At 66.1% G+C, this 18,328-nt stretch carries 19 protein-coding genes and 3 pseudogenes; 13 read left to right on the top strand and 9 right to left on the bottom strand.

The window, feature by feature from the left end:
* The first annotated feature begins 10 nt into the window (after positions 1-10).
* The 6 genes from pstC (at position 11) to CYFUS_RS17465 (ending at position 5,745) form a co-directional block, all read left to right on the top strand.
* Positions 11-1,009, top strand: a complete 999-nt coding sequence (pstC, locus tag CYFUS_RS17490) for a phosphate ABC transporter permease subunit PstC (protein WP_232537805.1) — start codon at positions 11-13, stop codon at positions 1,007-1,009.
* Positions 1,006-1,917: a phosphate ABC transporter permease PstA gene (pstA, locus tag CYFUS_RS17485; protein WP_095986260.1), complete on the top strand. Its 912-nt coding sequence runs from the start codon at positions 1,006-1,008 to the stop codon at positions 1,915-1,917. The genes pstC and pstA overlap by 4 nt, the downstream gene beginning before the upstream one ends.
* 49 nt (positions 1,918-1,966) lie before the next feature.
* On the top strand, positions 1,967-2,710 hold the full coding sequence (gene pstB, locus CYFUS_RS17480) for a phosphate ABC transporter ATP-binding protein PstB (RefSeq protein WP_232537804.1): 744 nt from the start codon (positions 1,967-1,969) through the stop codon (positions 2,708-2,710).
* A gap of 20 nt (positions 2,711-2,730) precedes the next feature.
* Complete coding sequence (gene phoU / locus CYFUS_RS17475) at positions 2,731-3,423, top strand: phosphate signaling complex protein PhoU (protein ID WP_095986258.1); 693 nt, start codon at positions 2,731-2,733, stop codon at positions 3,421-3,423.
* 148 nt (positions 3,424-3,571) lie between these two features.
* Positions 3,572-4,822 (top strand): ceramide glucosyltransferase, encoded by a 1,251-nt coding sequence (locus tag CYFUS_RS17470; protein ID WP_095986257.1) that lies wholly within the window; start codon positions 3,572-3,574, stop codon positions 4,820-4,822.
* A gap of 86 nt (positions 4,823-4,908) precedes the next feature.
* Complete coding sequence (locus CYFUS_RS17465) at positions 4,909-5,745, top strand: metallophosphoesterase family protein (protein ID WP_095986256.1); 837 nt, start codon at positions 4,909-4,911, stop codon at positions 5,743-5,745.
* Here the strand turns inward: CYFUS_RS17465 and CYFUS_RS17460 are convergent, their stop codons facing one another.
* The 4 genes from CYFUS_RS17460 to CYFUS_RS17445 all read right to left on the bottom strand — a co-directional run bounded on the left by CYFUS_RS17460 (position 5,746) and on the right by CYFUS_RS17445 (position 8,534).
* Positions 5,746-6,327: a GNAT family N-acetyltransferase gene (locus CYFUS_RS17460; RefSeq protein ID WP_095992073.1), complete on the bottom strand. Its 582-nt coding sequence runs from the start codon at positions 6,325-6,327 to the stop codon at positions 5,746-5,748.
* Positions 6,328-6,416: 89 nt separating this feature from the next.
* Positions 6,417-6,977, bottom strand: coding sequence for a head protein (locus tag CYFUS_RS17455; RefSeq protein ID WP_095986255.1), 561 nt, complete (start codon positions 6,975-6,977; stop codon positions 6,417-6,419).
* Positions 6,974-7,531: a hypothetical protein gene (locus tag CYFUS_RS17450; protein WP_157758496.1), complete on the bottom strand. Its 558-nt coding sequence runs from the start codon at positions 7,529-7,531 to the stop codon at positions 6,974-6,976. The genes CYFUS_RS17455 and CYFUS_RS17450 overlap by 4 nt, the downstream gene beginning before the upstream one ends.
* Positions 7,532-7,775: 244 nt before the next feature.
* Positions 7,776-8,534 (bottom strand): hypothetical protein, encoded by a 759-nt coding sequence (locus CYFUS_RS17445; protein WP_095986253.1) that lies wholly within the window; start codon positions 8,532-8,534, stop codon positions 7,776-7,778.
* A 230-nt stretch (positions 8,535-8,764) separates the two neighbouring features.
* Here CYFUS_RS17445 and CYFUS_RS17440 point away from each other — a divergent pair, with 230 nt between their 5' ends.
* Positions 8,765-9,337 carry an imm11 family protein gene (locus CYFUS_RS17440; RefSeq protein WP_332468383.1) on the top strand — a complete coding sequence of 191 codons (573 nt, stop codon included), beginning with the start codon at positions 8,765-8,767 and terminating at the stop codon, positions 9,335-9,337.
* 195 nt (positions 9,338-9,532) lie between these two features.
* On the opposite strand, the gene CYFUS_RS17435 is transcribed toward CYFUS_RS17440, so the two are convergent.
* A complete protein-coding gene (locus tag CYFUS_RS17435) occupies positions 9,533-10,297 on the bottom strand; it encodes a DUF3943 domain-containing protein (RefSeq protein ID WP_232537626.1) in 765 nt (254 codons plus the stop codon).
* Positions 10,298-10,583: 286 nt separating this feature from the next.
* On the opposite strand from CYFUS_RS17435, the pseudogene CYFUS_RS17430 reads away from it, so the two are divergent.
* Positions 10,584-11,754 (top strand): annotated as a pseudogene (locus CYFUS_RS17430) (IS3 family transposase).
* A gap of 315 nt (positions 11,755-12,069) precedes the next feature.
* On the opposite strand, the pseudogene CYFUS_RS17425 reads toward CYFUS_RS17430, so the two are convergent.
* The 3 genes and pseudogenes from CYFUS_RS17425 to CYFUS_RS54545 all read right to left on the bottom strand — a co-directional run.
* A pseudogene (locus CYFUS_RS17425) lies at positions 12,070-12,939 on the bottom strand (IS66 family transposase); the annotation flags it as partial.
* Positions 12,915-13,208, bottom strand: a complete 294-nt coding sequence (locus CYFUS_RS54550) for a hypothetical protein (protein ID WP_420042694.1) — start codon at positions 13,206-13,208, stop codon at positions 12,915-12,917. The pseudogene CYFUS_RS17425 and the gene CYFUS_RS54550, both read right to left, overlap by 25 nt.
* Positions 13,209-13,317: 109 nt before the next feature.
* Complete coding sequence (locus CYFUS_RS54545; protein ID WP_420042705.1) at positions 13,318-13,494, bottom strand: IS66 family transposase; 177 nt, start codon at positions 13,492-13,494, stop codon at positions 13,318-13,320.
* Between the two features lie 62 nt (positions 13,495-13,556).
* Here CYFUS_RS54545 and CYFUS_RS17420 point away from each other — a divergent pair, with 62 nt between their 5' ends.
* The 3 genes and pseudogenes from CYFUS_RS17420 (at position 13,557) to CYFUS_RS17410 (ending at position 15,771) form a co-directional block, all read left to right on the top strand.
* Entirely contained in the window at positions 13,557-14,087 is a 531-nt protein-coding gene (locus CYFUS_RS17420; protein ID WP_157758494.1) for a hypothetical protein, read from the top strand.
* A gap of 118 nt (positions 14,088-14,205) precedes the next feature.
* Positions 14,206-14,328 (top strand): annotated as a pseudogene (locus CYFUS_RS50640) (ISAzo13-like element transposase-related protein); the annotation flags it as partial.
* A gap of 654 nt (positions 14,329-14,982) precedes the next feature.
* Positions 14,983-15,771 (top strand): hypothetical protein, encoded by a 789-nt coding sequence (locus CYFUS_RS17410; protein WP_095986250.1) that lies wholly within the window; start codon positions 14,983-14,985, stop codon positions 15,769-15,771.
* A gap of 143 nt (positions 15,772-15,914) precedes the next feature.
* Here CYFUS_RS17410 and CYFUS_RS17405 read toward each other — a convergent pair whose 3' ends face one another.
* The gene (locus CYFUS_RS17405; RefSeq protein ID WP_095986249.1) at positions 15,915-16,505 is read right to left on the bottom strand and encodes a malonic semialdehyde reductase; all 591 of its coding nucleotides are present in this window, start codon (positions 16,503-16,505) and stop codon (positions 15,915-15,917) included.
* A gap of 91 nt (positions 16,506-16,596) precedes the next feature.
* On the opposite strand from CYFUS_RS17405, the gene CYFUS_RS17400 reads away from it, so the two are divergent.
* The gene (locus CYFUS_RS17400; protein ID WP_095986248.1) at positions 16,597-17,022 is read left to right on the top strand and encodes a winged helix-turn-helix transcriptional regulator; all 426 of its coding nucleotides are present in this window, start codon (positions 16,597-16,599) and stop codon (positions 17,020-17,022) included.
* Between the two features lie 289 nt (positions 17,023-17,311).
* A complete protein-coding gene (locus tag CYFUS_RS17395; protein ID WP_095986247.1) occupies positions 17,312-18,307 on the top strand; it encodes a hypothetical protein in 996 nt (331 codons plus the stop codon).
* Positions 18,308-18,328 lie beyond the last annotated feature (21 nt).

Here is an 18,328-nt window from a genome sequence, read left to right as displayed (position 1 = left end):
ACAGGTGAGCATGCAGGGTCAGGGACTCGTGGGAATGGTGGCCGTGGCGCCAAAGCTGTCCTCCTCGGCCCGGCGCAGACAACTGCGCGAGAAGGTCATCGCCGGCGTCATCACGGCCATGGCCTTCACGGGCATCGCCGCGCTGGTGCTCATCCTCGTCTTCGTGGCCAAGGAGGCGCTCGCGCTCTTCCTGGACGCCGAGGCCCGACACGAGGCGAGCCTCTCCAAGATGTTCCTGCCGCAGGTGACGCGCGCGGGCCGGCCCGCCACCTTCATGTGGCAGCCGGTGTCGTCGGTGCCCAAGGTGAGCATGATTCCGCTCTTCATCGGCACGCTCAAGACGACGCTCGTGTCCATGGTGGTGGCGGTGCCCGTGGGCGTGGCGGGCGCGCTGTTCGCGGCCGAGTTCGCGCCGCGCAGGCTGCGCGAGGTGCTCAAGCCCACCATCGAGCTGCTCGCGGGCATTCCCTCGGTGGTGCTCGGCTTCTTCGTGCTGATGGTGCTCGCCAGCTTCATGCAGGACACCTTCCACGTGAGCTCGCGGCTCAACGCGCTGGTGGCCGGCCTGGGCCTGTCGCTCGCCATCGTCCCCGTCATCTTCACCGTCACCGAGGACGCGCTCACGGCGGTACCGCGCAGCTACCGCGAGGCCTCCCTGGCGCTCGGTGCCACACCCTGGGAGACCGCGTGGAAGGTGGTGCTGCCCGCCGCCGCCCCGGGCATCCTCGCCGCGTGCGTGCTGGGCTTCGGCCGCGCCATCGGCGAGACGATGATCGTCCTGATGGCCTCGGGCAACGCGGCCATCGTCTCGGCGTCGCTCACGGACTCGGCGCGCACGCTCTCGGCCACCATCGCCGCGGAGATGGGCGAGGTGGTGGTGGGCAGTCCTCACTACTCGCTCCTGTTCTTCCTCGGGGTGGAGCTCTTCCTCTTCACCTTCATCCTCAACATGGTGGCCAACACCTGGACCCGGCGGGTCCTCAAGCGCTTGTCCGGAGCCGGAGCATGAAACACACCTGGCGCAGGGCCGTGGGCGGAGCGCTCACGTCCCTCACCGGCCTGGCCGCGCTGCTCATCGTCGCGCTGCTGGCCGTCATCCTCCTGGACGTGGTGCGCGGCGGCGCGGGCCACATCACCTGGCGCTTCCTCTCCGAGCCCCCCTCCGACGGCATGATGGGCGGCGGCATCTTCCCGGCCCTCTATGGCACGGCGGCGCTCACCCTGCTCATGACGCTCGCGGTGATGCCGGTGGGCGTGCTCACGGCGGTGTACCTGCACGAGTACGCGCCCCCGGGCTCGCTGCTGGCGCGCGCGGTGCGGGTGGCCGTGGTGAACTTGGCGGGCGTGCCCTCCATCGTCTTCGGCCTGTTCGGCGTGGGCTTCTTCATCCACTTCGTGGGCGGCAACCTGGACCGGCTGCTCGGCTACCAGGAGCTGCACTGGGGCCAGCCGGGCATCCTCTGGGCCTCGCTCACGCTGGCGGTGCTCACCCTGCCCGTGGTCATCGTCTCCACCGAGGAGGCGCTCAAGGCGGTACCCATGGATCACCGCACGGCGAGCCTCGCCCTGGGCGCCACCCAGAGCCAGACGCTCGTGCGCGTGGTGCTGCCCGGCGCGCTGCCCGGCATCCTCACCGGCGCCGTGCTGGCCATCTCCCGCGGCGCGGGCGAGGTGGCCCCCATCCTCTTCACCGGCGCGGCCTACTTCCTGCCCGACCTGCCCCGCGCGATGAACTCCCAGTTCATGCACCTGGGCTATCACTCCTACGTGCTGGCCACCCAGTCTCCGGACGTGGAGGCCACCCGGCCACTGCTCTACGCCACGGTGCTGGTGCTGCTCGCGCTCACCTTCGCCCTCAACCTCGTCGCGGTGCTCATCCGCGCCCGCACCCGCCGGCGCGCCGCCGCGGCCCACTGACGCAAAGCGTGCCATGCCCCACTCCCCCCCCACTCCCGCGCGCATCAAGATGGAGTCGCGCGCCCTCACGCTGCGCTACGGCGCCAAGGTGGCCGTCCGCTCCGTGAGCCTCCCCCTGCCCGAGCACCAGGTCACGGCGCTCATCGGCCCCTCGGGCTGCGGCAAGTCCACCTTCCTGCGCTCGCTCAACCGGATGAACGATCTCATCCCCGGCGCCAGCCACGAGGGCACCGTGCTGCTCGAGGGCACGAGCATCCATGACAAGAACGTGGACGTGGTGGACCTGCGCCGTCGCGTGGGCATGGTCTTCCAGAAGTCCAACCCCTTCCCCAAGAGCATCTTCGAGAACGTGGCCTACGGCCTGCGCGTGGGCGGGATGAAGGACAAGGCGGAGCTGGACGCGCGCGTGGAGAAGTCCCTGCAGGGCGCGGCGCTCTGGGACGAGGTGAAGGACCGGCTCGGCGACAGCGCCCTGGGCCTGTCCGGCGGCCAACAGCAGCGCCTGTGCATCGCGCGCGCCCTCGCCGTGGAGCCCGAGGTGCTCCTCATGGACGAGCCGGCCAGCGCCCTGGATCCCATCGCCACGGCGAAGATCGAGGAGCTCATCTACGAGCTCAAGGCGCGCTACACCATCGCCATCGTCACCCACAACATGCAGCAGGCGGCGCGCGTGAGCGAGCGCACGGCCTTCTTCTACATGGGCGAGCTGGTGGAGTGTGGACCCACCGAGCAGATCTTCACCAACCCGCGCGAGAAGCGCACCGAAGACTACGTCACCGGGAAGTTCGGCTGAGGGCCGGGGGAAGCGAACACATGCCGTCAGTGCATACCGACAAGGCGTTCGAGGCGGACCTGCGCGAGCTGCGCGAGAAGCTCCTGGCCATGGGCGCCAAGGTGGAAGCGCTCATCGCCGACAGCATGCGCGCGCTCATGGAGCGGGACACCCCCCTGGCCGAGGAGGTGACTTCCGGCGACAAGGAGGTCAACCGCCTGGAGGTGGAGATCGACGAGGCGTGCCGCCGCATCCTCGCCCTGCGCCAGCCGGCCGCGAGCGATCTGCGCCTCATCACCACCGCGCTGAAGATCGTCACCGACCTGGAGCGCATTGGCGATCTGGCGGTGAACATCGCCGAGCGCGCCAAGGACCTCAACCAGGTGCCCCCGCTCAAGCCCTACGTGGACATCCCCCGGCTGTCGGACCTGGCCCTCCATCAGGTGAAGAAGGCGCTGGATGCCTTCGTGTCCGCGGACCCCGTCAAGGCCGAGGAGGTGCTCAAGGCGGATGATCACCTCGATGCCCTCTATCTGAAGATCTTCAACGAGCTGCTCGGCTTCATGATGGAGGACTCGAAGAACATCCGCCGCGCCACGGCCCTGATGTTCATCGCGAAACACCTCGAGCGGATCGGCGACCATGCCACCAATGTGGCCGAAATGGTGGTCTACATGGTGCGCGGCACCGATATCCGGCATCCGCGCAGCCGAAACCTGCCCTCGGGTCCCTGAGAAAACGGTTTCCCCGGGGAAACGCTCGCCTGAACGCCCTCCAAGACATCACGGGGGCGTCAAATTGTCGTCACATACCGTTTGGTAGCATCCTGCGCGCACCGCGCCCCCACCCCCGGGGGGTGACCATCCTGCCCAGGAGCACGACGTGTTCTCGACTCACGCCATCGGTCTCGCCCTCCTCGTCGCAGCGGCCCTCGGAAGCTTCGTCCTGTGCGTACAGCTCTTCTGTGTGTGGCTCCATCATCGACGCCTGAGCCACGTGACCCCCGAGTCCAACCCGTCGCGTCCCCTCAAGAGCATCTCCATCCTCAAGCCCCTGTGTGGAGTGGATGACGACCTGGAGGCCAACCTGGAGTGCTTCGCCACGCTGGACTACCCGGCGTACGAGCTGCTCCTCGGGGTGAAGGACACCCGGGATGCCGCCTATCCCGTGGCCCAGGCGGCGGTGGCACGCTGGCCGCACCGGGTGCGACTGGTGGTGCAGCAGGGCGAGCCCGGCCTCAACCCCAAGGTGAACCAGCTCATCACCCTGGCGGCGGCGGCCCGCAACGAGCTGCTGCTCATCAGCGACTCCAACACCCGGGTGGAGCCGGACTACCTGGAAGAGATCTCCCACACCTTCGAGGATCCCCGCGTGGGCTGCATGTCGCACCCCATCAGTGGGGTGGGCGACCAGACGCTGGGCTCGCTCATGGACAACCTGTACCAGTGCACCTCCGCGGGCGCGGGGCAGATCTCCGCCAAGCTGGTCGCGGGCCAGGACCTCGTGGTGGGCAAGTCCATGGTGCTGCGCCGCTCGGTGGTGGACGCGCTGGATGGCTTCCGCGACGTGGCCAACGTGCTGGCCGAGGACTTCGTCATCGGCCAGTGGGTGACGCGCCGCATGGCCCTGCGCTCGGTGGTGGCGCGCGCCCCCGTCTACAACGTGTCCCAGAAGAAGAGCGTGAAGACCTTCTTCAAGCGCTATGTGCGCTGGAGCATCATCCACCACACCTGCATCCCCACGCCGCTGTACCTGGCGCAGTCCATCCTCAACCCCACGCCCTGGGCCCTGCTGGGCGTGATGCTGTCGCCCTCGGCACAGACGCTCGAGGCGGCCGGCGCGGTGGTGGGGGTGAAGCTGATGCACGACGTGGCCGTCTTCCAGATGATGCGGCCCGGACAGCGCACCCGGTGGGTGACGGTGCCCGCGGTGCTGCTCAAGGACATGTTGCTCTTCGCCGCCTGGGTCAATGGGCTGTTCGCCCGCTCGGTGGACTGGCGAGGCCACTCCCTGCGCGTCATGGCCGGCTCGCGCCTGGTGCCGCCGCCCTCCGCCCTGCCCACCCCCATCCCCCTGCCGACGCCCCTGGCCGCGGCCGAGTCCGAGAACCGGGGCGAGTTGCTCGTGGGCTGACGGGTTCACCGGGACGTCACCGGGCGCCCCGCAAAGAGTTACCTGGGGGCCATGGCCGTGTTTCAGCGGGTGGGTACATCCGCACCATGCACCTGCGAACCCTGGCGCATCTGTCGGATCTGCACCTGGATCTCACCCCCGAGAGTGACACCACGGCCCGCGCGCTCGTGGAGAGCCTGCTCGCCGAGAGCGTGGACCACGTGGTGGTCACCGGGGACCTGACCCACCAGGGTAGCCAGCGCGAGTACAAGCGCTTCCGGGAAATCTTCGCCCCGCTGCTCGACGCCGGGCGGCTCTCCTTCATCCCCGGCAACCATGATCGCACGGGCGAGGACGCGGGGAGCCGGTGGATGAACGGGCGCAAGGTAAAGGTCGAGCACGCCGAGGGCCTGTACCTGGTGTGCGTGGACTCCACGGGCCCGCACAACCGCAACTACTTCGCCTGCCACGGCGTGTTGACGCCCGGGGTGCTGGACGCCGTGGACGAGGCCCTGTGCGCCGCGCCGCGCGACGTGCTCACCGCGGTGCTGCTGCACCACCACGTGCTGCCCCTGCCGGAGGAGAGCTTCCCGGAGCGGCTGGCCACGCGCATGGGCTGGCCCAACGCCTCGGAGCTCGCGCTGGGCGCCGAGCTGGTGCAGCGGGTGCAAGGCCGGTGCGATCTCATCCTCCACGGACACCGGCACGTGCCCCGCGAGTTCGACCTGGGGACGCCCCGGGGACGCGGCCTGCGCATCTACAACTCGGGCAGCTCCACGGAGATGGGGCGCTTCCGCGTCTTCTCGCACGCCGCGGGTCGGCTGACGGGGGCTCCGGTCTGGTACCGCGCCGCCCTGCCCTCCTCGCGCAAGCGCTCGTCGGCCCCCAACGTGGGACCGGCGTTGCAGTACCTGGCCTCGCAGTTGACGATGGCGCTCCTCTAGCTACTCCCGTGCGCCCTCGCGCAGGCCCAGCACGATGACGGCCCACTCGTCCGTGGCGTCCCGGTACGTCTCGATGCGCTCGAAGCCGACGCGGGTGTGAGCCCTCATCGAGCGCGTGTTGCGCGTGGCCACCTCCGTCACCGTGCAGTCGAAGCGCGCCCCGTAGCTCGCGCGGTGCTGGCGGTAGAGCGCGTCGAACACGCCCTGGCCCCGGTACTCCTCGGCCACGCACACCTGGCCCATGACGTAATGCGGGTACTCGCGCAACGGACGTCCGCGCCAGCTCAGCTTCTCCAGGAGCTGGAACATGGGTTCCAGGATGGGGACGAAGGTGCGCGTCTCCACCGGCATCACCAGGGCATAGCCCGCGAGCCTCTCCCCGTCCTTCGCGATGACGCTCGGTGCGAGCGCGTGCATTCGCTCCAGCACGTCCAGCGTATGGGCCACGGTGACGAAGCCCTCTCGCGCGGCCTGAGAGGGGGAGACGTGGTCGCGCAGATTGGCCACCTGGAGCTGGAGGATCTCCTCCAGTTCCTCCCGGCGCGTGACGAGGCAGGTCCGAATCGGCGTTGACGGAGTCATGGTGACCGGGAGCATAGGAGCGCGGGCCCCTCGGGTCACCGCTGTTGGTAGCCGTAGCCCACAGTCCTTCCATCCTTCCCATGGCTCCCTCAGGGTCCCTTGACCCCGGAGAAGGGGAAGAGGGCGCGGTAGTTGATGTTCCGGTAGTACACCGCCAGGAAGTGCTCGCCCCCAATCTGGATGACGGCCTCCCCTGGCGGCTCGGCCTGGCTGGCGAGCCAGGTTTTTGCCTCTTCTCGCGTGTCGAATGCCGCCACGGCCGGGGGGAGGCCGCCGCGCATCAGCTCCTCGAGATGGAGCTCGAGGGTCGGATGCGGGGCAAGTGCGCGAATCCCCCGCTCACGTGAGCACATGACGAGGTGGTACTCGTCCGCGATCAACACGTAAGCGGAGTTGGGTGGCTTGGGGTTGGCGCTCAGCCACGCCTCCGCCTCTTCTCGCGTGCTGAAAGCGGCGACGACTCTGGCGGGAGCGTCCGCCTCGGCATCTTTCCGGTAGTCCGCGAACTCATCGGTCTGGCCATTCGTCCAGATGAACCAGAGCGCGTCGATGGCGAGCCGGAACGACTCCTTCTCCTCGGGGGATTGAGCGTCCTCATGAGCCTCCCCGAGGCGCTCCTGTGCTTCGAGGATACGTTTGAAGATCGTCACGGCTGCACCTCCGCGAAACGGGGCTCACACACGGCCTCTGACGAAGAGAACGCCGTCAGTGGCACCAAGGCAATCAGCGCTCCCGTTGGGAAGGCCACGATGAAGGCAACTCCCGCTATCGTCACGATGCTTCCCGCGAGAACCACGTGGTGATGGCGTTTCAGCCAATCCACCGCCCCATCCACGGCTGAATGCTCCTGGGGACGGCGTCCCTGCAATTCCTCGCAATCGAGGTAGGCCGGCTGACACTGCTCGTTGCAGTAGACTTCCTTCGCCCCCATTCCCCGGCCCGGAGCCCGGATGTGACCAAACCCCGGAGGAAGAGGCGTGCGCATGCAATTCTTGACGCAAGCAAGAAGCTCGGCATGGCAGTCGCGATAACGAGCAGCGGATGCCGGCACGATGCGTCCGTCCGTCTTCCCCGCGCATGTCTGGAGCTTGTCCTGCGCGAGCTCGAACTCCTCGATGGACTGCCACCCGTGGGTGATGTGACCGGGGGAGGATGCATGGAGGATGAGCACGAAGCCGTGGAACTGTTCGACTGGCGGGGACACGCTGGCGCTCGTCATCCCCTCGGGACCAATGTGGAACTGGAGCGGGCCTGACCCAGAGCAGAAGACTCCGACGCACAGCCCGATACGAGCAACCCCAGGAGAATCACCACGCCAGGCGGTCTCATGCAGCTCAACTCCTCCATCCAGAGGCGCCACGTGAAGGGTCATCCAACACCGCGCGCGGCACGTATACACGAAACGCGGAAGCATCGAGGCACTGGAGCACGGCCGAGAAGTGTCGACATCAGGGGGAAACGGATTGAGGTGACTTCTTGGGTCTGGCGACCGGCATGTAGCACTTGCCCTGATACGCGGCGGCCTCCGAGCCACAGGGAGGCTTCTGGGCGAGTTCCACCCAGCACCCGCCGTTGATCTCCACCGCGACCGTATTGCTTTTACAGGGGGGAACCGCCTGATTGCGGAAGGGCTTTTCGGGCATGGAATAGGCGAGGACCGCCGGGTCCGACTCCTCCAATGCGTCGAAGGACGCGGCGTCTTCCTGGGAGAGGGAATCCGCGGGTTCACCCCGAGCGGGGGGAGATGGAGGCTCGGAGAGACTCACCAGGAGCCAGACACCCAGAGCAAGTGAGAGCCCGGTCCAGTTCGCGGCCGTGCGGCCCATGCTCCGGAGTGAAGTGGGAGGAGTCGGAGACAGGCCCGAAGCGAGGTGTTCCTGGAGCCGAGGACTGTGTTCCACGCGCGAGACGGCGGCGGAGGTGAGCACGAGGATATCCGCCAGTTCCGACACGGGCACGGACGCGGGAGCCTCCTCCACTCTCACGGTGACCGAGGTGGGCTGCGGCTCACACAAGACGGAGACCCGCCAGGGCCCCTCGGGCTGCCACTCCACGCGATCCGTGGGCAGCAGTTGCAGAACCGGCTTTCCGGTCTCCACATCCCACGCATCGTGGAGACTGCCCAGATCGGTCCCCACCTCGCCGTAGGCTCCGCCCCGTTCGAACGGCCCCCACCCGCTCCCCTTCCCTCGCTTCTCGTTCGTCATGTGTACTCCCGATCAGTTCGGCACCCAGCGGAGCGGATTCAACCCATCACGTCAACCTGAGGCACAGAATCCTTGGGGTGAGGGGTCCACAGGACTGAGGCCAGACGAATTCCTTGACACCGTGCCTGCCTCGTTGACCAATTCCTGCGATACGCGACCATCATCCGGGACCCGGCCACTCCCGCCGTAGGACTAAATCACGATGACCACAAGTCAGGCGTTCGTGCACCATGAACACACAGACGAAATACTATGATTTGCACGACGACATGCGCATCCGTAAGCGCTGGCATTTGCGCATGCCTGTCGATGCTCAGGGCGAGTGGATCGACACCTGGCAGTTCAATGAGGGGAGGGTCCTCGACATCCCGGGGCCTATCCGCTTCCCGGTGAGGCCCACGGGCGTCGTGCTCGAGTACACCCTGTCCATGGGCATTCCCGTTGTCCACCGTCGGGTCGTCTCCCTCTTCGAGCGTTTGGGTATCGACAAGGAAGTCCAGTTCATCCCCGCCGAGGTGGAAGGTCAGACAGAGCCCTGGTTCATCCTCAATACCCTTCAGGTCATCCGGTGCATCGACGACGCCCGGTGCGAGGAAGTCCTCTACTGGAAGCCAGAGGATGACCGTCCAGACAAACTGGGTGGATACCGGAACGTCCGAGGACTCAAGGTGGACCCGGAGAAGATCGGCGAGGCCAACGTCTTCCGGCCCTGGGGCTGGCTGGTGACACTCATCGTCTCCGAGCGCGTCAAGCAGGCCCTGGAGGAGGAGAGCATCACCGGCATCGACTTCGCTGCCGTGTGAGCCGGACACCTCTGGCGGGAAGAGTGTGGGTTCTCCGGAAGGACTGCGTTGGCCCCTTCCCAGCCTGCGGCGTCCCGAACGAGTTGCTCGCAGGCCACGACGCGGCGGCGCTCGGCTGGTGGGTGCGCGCCCGCGACCAGGAGCGCTACCTGGCCCTCCACGCGCGCTGGCAACGTCTGGCGCGGACGCGCTGAATCAGCAGCCCGCGCCCAGCAGCCGCCGCTCCGCCTCGCCCAGCGGGTCCACCACGAAGAAGAGCACCTTGCGCGCAGTGCCCGGGCTCTGCCCGCCGCCCTGCACCAGCGCCCGGTGCAGGCGGTAGCGCCCCTCGCCCAGCAGGGCCCCGGCCAGCGGCGTCCAGACCAGATCCACCGCGCTGGGGCGCTGGTGGAAGGCCTCCAGCGTGTACTCCCACGCCGTGGAGGCCAGGAAGGTGGCCAGGAAGGCCGCCGCCGGAGACTGGCCACAGTGGCGGGCACGGCTGTAAATCTCGCTGCCGAAGAGGCCATGGCCCACGGTGTTGAGCAGCCACGGGTCCCCATCCGACTCGAGCAGCGGCAAGTCCCGGTGGAACTCGGGCGGCCGGGTGTAGGCCTCGCGCAGGTGCGAGAACCCCTCGCGCAGCCGGCTCGGGTCATAGTGGCGCGGCCAGAGAAGGGAGAGCGAGACGCGCATCCCCACCACCAGCCCCGCGGTGTGGGCCAGCGGCACGTCCCAGCGGCGGGCGGGTAACGATGGCACAGGCGATTGCGGCGCGGGCACCTCGGGCGCAGGCACCTCGGGCGCGGGCACCCTCATGCCCTGGAAGTTCAGCTGCTGCGCCAGGTGCTCCGAGTAAAAGCCAGAAACTTCGGGTGAGATCTGGATGCCAGTGAGTCCGGGCAGCGCAAGCCGCACCGGTTCGGCCGCGAGACTCGCGCTTGCGCACAGGCAAGCGGCGAGCACGGTGAGTCGAAACATGGAGTCCCTCGCCCTGATTGGCGAAGACACCTTAGCACTACTGCGTCAGGGCCCGGACGGATGAACAGAAGAGGCCAGGCGCGTACGGGACGAGGTCTGGCACCTCCGATGGCATGTGGGGCACCGGGGCAGCCAGGAGGCAATCGCCCGAGCGATGGCGAGCCGGGCGGTGATGAAGCTGTCATGGAAATGGCGCTCAGGCCGGGAGCGGCTGCGGCTGAGCTTGTGAGCCTGCCCCGGTTTTGTGGACACACCTCATGAGTCGGCTACACGGGAGGTAGTGTTCATGGAGCGAAGGAAGAGGCGGAGTTTCACCCCGGAGTTCAGGGCCGAGGCGGTCCGGCTGGTGCGCGAGGGCAGCAAGAGCCTGCCCCAGGTGGCCAAGGACCTGGACCTGACCGAGTCAGCCCTCCGCAACTGGGTGCGCGAGGCCGACGGGGCCAAGAGCAAGGAGCCGACAGGTGCGCTCTCCACGACCGAGCGGGAGGAGTTGGTGCGGCTGCGCAAGGAGGTGCGTCATCTGGAGATGGAGCGCGACTTCCTAAAAAAAGCGGCGGCCCTCTTCGCGAAGGAGACATCGAGGTGAAGTTCGAGTTCATCGACGCGGAGAAGGCCCACTTCCCCGTGGACTTCATGTGCGAGCAGCTGGGCGTGTCGCGCTCGGGCTACTACGCCTGGAAGGAGCGCCCGGAGTCCGAGCGGGACAAGGCGGACCGGGCCCTGGCCGAGGTGGTGACGCGGATACATCGCGACAGCCGCGGCACGTACGGCAGTCCTCGCGTCCACGCGGAGCTGCATGCCCGGGGGCAGCGCGTGAGTCGTAAGCGTGTGGCCCGGCTCATGAACGAGCAGGAGCTGGCTGCTCGCAAGAGACGTCGCGTCGTGCGCACGACGGACTCACGCCACAACCAGCCCGTTGCCCCCAACCTCCTCGAGCGCAACTTCTCCCCCGGCCAGCCCAATAGCACCTGGGCCACGGCCAGCAGTTACGTGGGGACGAAGCAGGGCTGGCTCTACCTGGCCGTCGTCATGGACCTCTTCTCACGCAAGGTGGTGGGCTGGTCCATGAGCGAGCACATCGACCGGCACCTGGTGCTCAACGCGCTCGACATGGCGCTCAAGGGACGTCAGCCACCGCGAGGACTGCTGCACCACTCGGACCGGGGCAGCAGTACTCCAGCACCGACTACCAGCAGGCGCTGGCCGCTCGTGGCATCCAATGCAGCATGTCGCGCGAGGGCAACTGCTGGGACAACGCCGTGGTGGAGAGCTTCTTCAGCAGCTTGAAGTTGGAGCTCGTCTACACCACCGACTTCGCCACGCACGAGCAGGCCCGGCTGGCCCTCTTCGAGTACATCGAGGTCTTCTACAACCGCCAGAGGCGGCACTCGTCGCTGGGCTACGTCAGTCCAGTGGATTTTGAGCTTGCGGCCTTACCGCAGAAGTTGGCATCTTAATCCTACTGTCCACGTAACCGGGGCAAGCCCACCTTCCCAGGCGGCAGGGGGGACCATGACCCGGACGCTCGCGACCGCCCTCGCCCCGGGGGGCTGTTGCTGACTCAATGGCATGAGTATACGTAGGAGGATTCGGCTGATGGGGGGGCTGTTCGCCAAGAAAAAGGCTCGGCAAGCCGAGTCGAGGTGGAGATCGTGAAAAGCACGGGCCCGCCCCCCCGGGTTGACGAGGCCCGGAAGAAAAAGAGGGTTCTTCCGCATAGATTGGCGACGGCCCGTCTCCTTCAGACAGATAGATTTTCCGCGTTCACCGGCTCAGGCCGGAGGTAAAGCCTGAGCGGTAGTCGAGAAGGGGAGAAGGGAAGGCCAATGGCAGTCCGCGTCGATATGCGTAGAGGAGGTCCGCTAGATACTCCAGCACGTTGCGTTGTTGCAGGTCGAGTGTCGTCACAGCCGTCAGGATTCGCTCCACGAAGCGGCTGCCTTCGGGCGACTGCGTCCCCAAGCTCGTCTTCCTGTACATGACGCAAGGGCGCAGGAGTCTCTCGGCGAAGTTGTTGGTCGGCTCGAGGCCGTCCACCTGGACGAATGTCCACAGGGCCTCCTCGAGCTGGAGAATCTTCGCCGCGGTGCCGGCCGTCTCTTCCTCGGCGCACCCCGCGGCCTCTCGGAGCAGGCGTCCCACCTCCTGCTCCACCTCCTTCATCTGTCGCGCGAAGTCTTCACGTGACAGCGTCCCCTCCCGCACCCGGTGCCACCACTTGAACGTCCGGTTGCGCTCCTCCATCAGCGCCTGCCCGATTCGGGCGCTTTCTCCTCCCCATGGTGCCCTTGCACCTTTCCCTCGTACCAGCCCGTCTCATCGAGGCGGGCTGCGTCCTGGTCTCGCACGTACTGCTCCGCCTGGGCGACAGGCCCCGACAAGGCTTCGCTCATCTCTTTCTCGCGGTTGCCGATGGCGCCCAGCGACAAGCGCACTCCCAGCAGGTCCGAGAGCGCATCGCGCACCAGCCGCTTGGACAGTCTGTACTTTCCCACCAGCAGGCACATCATCGCCGACAAGCGCTCGCCAAACACATGTCCCGCCGCCTCGGGGACGTGCAGGGCCTGGTTCTGCGTGCCGCAGTGCGCGCACTCCACCACGTGGCAGCGCACCTCGGTCACCAGCGGCTTGAGCGGTGGTATTTCCACCAGCTGGTGGCGCACCACGTGCCCCTTCCCTCCCTCCAACTTCTCATCACATCCGCTGCACCGCTCCGGGGCGGGCACCTCGATGAACCGGTTGACCTCCTCCGCTGGCAGCAGCTCCCGCTCGTGGAACTCGTGGCCGGGCTGGCCACCCGGACGGCGCCCCGTGGGCACTCTGGGGGGCGTCGCACTCCTGGTGGGTCCGACGACGGCGGCTTGGAGGAATTGGTGGAATTGCGCCTTGGCCGCGCCTCCAACTCCGCCACTCGGCGGGTGCAAACCTCAACCCATCCCACCGCATCCCAAAGTCAGCTCAACTACGTCGAGCAGTCGACGGACGCTCCCATTCGAGTTGCTCATCCCCGTCCGGGCGCATCAACCCGGTGAAACGGGTACCTCGCCGATGAGCTCAATGGCTTCGGTTGCCTGAGGAAACCTATCCTCGCACTCGACGAATTTGCGTCGCACGTGAGCCCAACAGTTCACCAGGGTGAAGCGCCCGCCGTGCCCAGCGTAACTTTCATAGTGGAATTCAAGACGAGCCGGATCTATTATATTTTCAGGCCAACTGGGGAGAGATACGACCGCTCCCCATGAGCCATTGGGGAAGATCCATGCAAAACAATATCCGGCACCTGGCGTTTCATTCTGCTTTCGTATTGATTTTCGGCCTCGCGGGGTGCGGAGACGAGGCCCAGCAACAGTCGAGCGGGGAAACCCAAGATGAGCAGATGATCAATGGCACGACCCCCGGCGATCTGACCGCGATGGATGCTGTTGACGTCAAGGCGAACGCTACCGCCGTCCTCCTTCCGAATCAGGGCCTCGTCGCCGGGCAGTCCATCTCGTCGAGTGATGGCCGGTTCTCGCTCACCCTGCGGACCGATGGGACTCTGGTTCATTACTGGAATGGCCATGGTGTCTTGTGGTCTCCTCGGCCTGGAACACAGGGGAAATCGGTCTGGATGCAGAGTGATGGCAACTTCGTCCTCTACTCGACGCCCATCCCGACGATCGGCAATCACCTCTGGGCGAGCTCCACCTACGGGTATCCGGGTGCCTATCTGGCCATCCAGAACGATGGCAACCTCGTTATCTATGTCGAAGCCACCCCGATCTGGGCCTCGAACACCGGCGGACACTGATTGGGCGCAGGAACCCGGACGCGGGTGGAATCGGACCGGCAGGGCCAGCGGGGTGCGATGTATGATTGAGACCAGCGCACCTCCGGCCAGGTGAGGCAGACGCCTCCCATGAGTTGAGGCACTTGAGCGGCTGGTATCGCCGACGACGAGAGGCGATCCCATGCCGCCCCTGCGGTGGACCTGCAAGAGCACCAGGAATCTGGCAACAGAATTGCGTCGCGAAGGCTATCGGGCCAGCCAGGTGCGTGTCGGCAAGAAGCTGCACGAACGAGTTTCTTCTGTACCTGGAATGATCGAATCATCTACCGCAAGGATGTGACTGCAGGCGCGTGCAATCCCTTGGCCTGCACGGCCATGCCGAGCCTGGGGCAGTTCAAAGGCTACATCCGCGCCTCGCATACCTTCCTCAGTGGCGAGCAAGTTTCTTGTCATGACGCGCAATACCTCTGCAGGGTTAACGCCGACGCGAATCCTTCCTTGAGTATCTATTGCACGTGGAAGGGGACGGAGGTCTACCGCCGCGAGACGGTCCCAGGCATCTGCGGTCCGTGAGAGGACGAGCATGCGGCAGGTCCTCGCTTTTGGGTGGCCTTGCTGGCATTGAAGGAGCCGGTGCCAACTCGAGTTCCGGAACGAGAGTTCGTTCGCGACTCCGCGCGAGGCGCTCGATCGGCTCGCCAGCGAGCAGCGGCTGCCGAGGTCCTGATGTTCCACGAGTGCGCCCGGATGAAGTTCGGACTCGGGGCGTTGGGGCGCGACCCGCTCGTTGTCGCCTCCCCCCTTTTTCGCCCTGCTCTTCGGCACGGCCCTCCGGCGAGGGAGCGGCCTGCTCGTCGCCGCGCTCGTACAGAATCCTCGGGGCAGATGCAGGGCGTCCTGTGTACGCTGGGCGCGCATGTCCCTGAACCGTGCTTGCAGCGTCGCCTGGCTTGCCTTCCTGCTCCTTGTCTTGCCGGTGCCAGGCGCCCTGGCCGAGGAGGAGGCCCGGCCGCCCGTGCGGCGTGAGGAACGCATCACCTTCGAGGTGGACGCCACGCTCCAGGAACGCGGAGGCGTCCAGTACTTCTATGAGCTCATCGACCAGGACCAGGACGCTCTGGCGCGGGAGTCCTTCGCGAAGCTCCAGCCGCTGGACGCGCGCGGACGCTGGGCGGGCAGCAAGGAGCCGCTCTACGTGCTCGTGAGCCGCATCGTCTACACCCTCGACAAGGACGTGGCCTTCTTCACCGCCGAGCGCGTGAGGGACGTGGCGTACATGAACACCATCCTCCCGGGCGCCGACATCCGGCGGAAGGCACCCGGCCAGTACACCGTGGCGAAGACGCCCGCCAACAGCTTCACCGTGCGCTACCTGGGGCGCGAGGCGCTCACCGCCACGCCCCGGGACGCGGCACTGGAGCGCTTCCTGTCACTCGCTCCGGAGCCCGGCCTCCCGGACTCGGTGGTGGTGCAGGAGAACTTCGACTTCGCGCGCGTCATGGGGGCGCGCACCAGCGCCCTGAGCGTCACCTGGACGGCGCACTACCCGCTGGCCCCGGGCCGCACCCGCATCGCCGTGTGCACCATGAGCCTGCTCTACAACCTGCCACCCTTCTTCCTCGGCGGCAGGCAGCGCGTGCACGACGAGGCCCTCGGCGGCGCGCTGATGCTCATCCAGGCCCTGCGCGCCTACCCGGTGGACTGACGACTTCCTCGAGGGCGAGGAGCAGACGCGGTCCTGCGCTCCATGGACACTACCTCCCGTGTAGCCGACTTACGAGGTGTGTCCACAAAACCGGGGCAGGCTCACTACCGACGGAGCTCCTCAGCGGCTCTCCTCGGAACACCTTATTGGATCTGGTTCGTTTCCTCGAATTCAAGCCGCGGAGCGCGTGGGTACAGTGTGGCGGAATCGCCATAGCCCAGCGTCGTGATGAAGTTCACCCGCACGGCCGTTCCCGCGAAGAAGGCCTCGTTGACCTTCTCCTCGTCGAATCCAGACATCGGGTTGGTGTCCAGGCCGAGCAATCGGGCCGCGATGATGAGATAGGCGGCCTGAAGAGAGGAATTCCGAAAAGCGGACTCTTCGATCAGCCGCCGGTCATCGCCATACCAGCCACGCGCATCGGTGTGCGGGAACACCCGAGGCAGATAGTGGACGAAGTTCGTTTCCATGCCGAGCACGGCGCTCACCGGCGCGGCCAGCACCTTCTTCGCATTCCCAGGAGCGCAGAGCGCCGCCAGCCTGGCTTTCGCCGCGTCGCTGACGCACCAGACCACACGGAGCGGCTGCTGGTTCGTCGATGTGGGTCCCCATTTCCAGAGCTCATGCAGCGCACGGAGGGTTGCTTCGTCGACAGGACGGTCCGTGTAGCTGTTGAAGGTGCGCGCCGTGCGGAACACCCGATCCAGCACAAGGTCCCCAAGGGGTTCGGCCATTTTGTCCTCCTCTCGAACGTGGAACGACGCTCATTTAGAGGGCATGGTATCCTTTGTACAGTAGGCACCTTTTGGATACCATGAGTCCGAGATGAGCACGCCAACGCGCAAGGCCTCCGCCACAGAAGCGCTCTCACTGCCCGAGCCGTGCCCGCTCGTCGAATTCGTGACCCTGGTTTCGGGGAAGTGGGCGATCCCCCTGCTCTACCGCCTCATCATCAACGACGGGCCGATTCGCTTCCGTGAGCTGCAGCGAGCGGCGCGCCCGATCACGCAGAAGGAGCTCACCAAACAACTCAGACTGCTCGAGACACGTGGACTGGTCCACCGCACGGTCTATCCCGAAATGCCGCCACACGTCGAATACGAGGCGACCCCCGTGGCCCGCCAACTGCTCGGATCCCTCGAGTCGATCGCTGCCTGGATGCGCACGCACGGACGGTCGCTGCATTCCGAAAAGCCGGCAGCGCCCAGGCGGACCACCGGTCACCCACCTCCGGAGAAGTCGAAGGCGTGAGGCGGCGGCCCCTACTCCCCGCCATGGTGTACTCGCCCGCTTCGAGCCGGGCGATGAGCCTTGGGTGAAAGCAGCAGTGCCACTGATTCGGGCCGTCGTCATTCCCGCTCGGGCGGCAAGCCTGGCGGGGGCTGAATGCAAATCTCAAATAACAAGAAACCAACAACCGCATCAGAGTGTCAATTCAATTTGACAATAAAATTCCTGAAAGACAGAATCACGAAGAACGGAACTCGCCGTCCCAACACATCAGATTGAACAATTAGTTCAGATCATTAGCGAGGCTTTCATGTCATTGACTGTTCATCGACGAGTGCGGACTCTTCTCTTCGGCATCTCATTCCTGGGAGGACTAGGTTCCGCCACGGGTGTGGTCGCGGCGCCGTCGGACGCGCAACGGGCCGAGTTGCGCGTCCTCATCGAGAACGTCACCCAGGCGAATGCTCGCCGATACGGGGCGGCGGACAGCGCGGGCCGTTCCATGGACACCGCCAAGCTCATCAAGGATCCAGCGGGTGGCTACCTGGCCGCCTACCATACCTATATCAATGGAATCCCGCGCGTCAGCGTGGCCACCTCCAGCGATCTCATCAACTGGACCTTTCTCCGGGAGCTTGGCACGTACGCCTCCCAGCCCGACATTCGGGCCATGCCCAATGGCTCCTACGTGCTCGCCTGGGAGCAGGAGCCGAGCAATCACATCGCGTTCCGCTACTACGCGAACCGCGGTGACCTGCTCAACGGCGTGGCCTCGCGCAGCTTCGACACGTCGCGCACCCTGTCCTCCTGCGCGGAGGGAACGCCCAACCTCTACTCGGTGCAATTCCTGCCCGACGTCGACCACTCGACCATCGATGTGGGCGGCCACTACTACTGGAACTGCGACCGGGACCGGCAGCAACTCGGACGGTTGACGAACTTCAATTCCTGGAGCACGAGCGCCCAAAACAACGTGGACAACGCCTTGTTGTACTGGGGGGTCGGGGGCAACATCGGCGACAGGGATGCCCTGCACTACAAGCAAAATGTCTATGGCCTCATGGAAGGGCAGTACACCAAGAACGACTTCGGCTCCTGGCGTGTCTTCATCTACGACCACCAGACGGGAAACGCCGAGCCGCTGAACATGCACACCGACAAGGGCAGCACGGCGTTCGCCAATCCCTCCTTCACCGCCTTGACCGCGCCGAACGGACAAAGGGCCATCGCCGTCAGTATATTCCTTCCCAGCGAGGGCGCGAAGCCAGGAGAGGCCGGCCAGTTGATCTACTATCGGACCTACTGACAGGAACTGTGCTGGCCTCGG

Origin of the sequence: Cystobacter fuscus (assembly GCF_002305875.1) — a bacterium.
GTDB lineage: Bacteria > Myxococcota > Myxococcia > Myxococcales > Myxococcaceae > Cystobacter > Cystobacter fuscus_A.
This window is presented reverse-complemented; position numbering and strand designations above follow the sequence as displayed.

Coding starts and splice junctions, on each gene's coding strand:
- CYFUS_RS17445 (WP_095986253.1), bottom strand. CDS start 8,534: ATGACGAACGAGAAGCGAGGGAAGGGGAGCGGGTGGGGGCCGTTCGAA.
- CYFUS_RS17465 (WP_095986256.1), top strand. CDS start 4,909: ATGCACCTGCGAACCCTGGCGCATCTGTCGGATCTGCACCTGGATCTC.
- CYFUS_RS17420 (WP_157758494.1), top strand. CDS start 13,557: ATGCAAAACAATATCCGGCACCTGGCGTTTCATTCTGCTTTCGTATTG.
- pstC (WP_232537805.1), top strand. CDS start 11: ATGCAGGGTCAGGGACTCGTGGGAATGGTGGCCGTGGCGCCAAAGCTG.
- pstB (WP_232537804.1), top strand. CDS start 1,967: ATGGAGTCGCGCGCCCTCACGCTGCGCTACGGCGCCAAGGTGGCCGTC.
- CYFUS_RS17405 (WP_095986249.1), bottom strand. CDS start 16,505: ATGGCCGAACCCCTTGGGGACCTTGTGCTGGATCGGGTGTTCCGCACG.
- CYFUS_RS17395 (WP_095986247.1), top strand. CDS start 17,312: ATGTCATTGACTGTTCATCGACGAGTGCGGACTCTTCTCTTCGGCATC.
- CYFUS_RS17400 (WP_095986248.1), top strand. CDS start 16,597: ATGAGCACGCCAACGCGCAAGGCCTCCGCCACAGAAGCGCTCTCACTG.
- CYFUS_RS17440 (WP_332468383.1), top strand. CDS start 8,765: ATGAACACACAGACGAAATACTATGATTTGCACGACGACATGCGCATC.
- pstA (WP_095986260.1), top strand. CDS start 1,006: ATGAAACACACCTGGCGCAGGGCCGTGGGCGGAGCGCTCACGTCCCTC.
- phoU (WP_095986258.1), top strand. CDS start 2,731: ATGCCGTCAGTGCATACCGACAAGGCGTTCGAGGCGGACCTGCGCGAG.
- CYFUS_RS17435 (WP_232537626.1), bottom strand. CDS start 10,297: ATGTTTCGACTCACCGTGCTCGCCGCTTGCCTGTGCGCAAGCGCGAGT.
- CYFUS_RS17410 (WP_095986250.1), top strand. CDS start 14,983: ATGTCCCTGAACCGTGCTTGCAGCGTCGCCTGGCTTGCCTTCCTGCTC.
- CYFUS_RS17460 (WP_095992073.1), bottom strand. CDS start 6,327: ATGACTCCGTCAACGCCGATTCGGACCTGCCTCGTCACGCGCCGGGAG.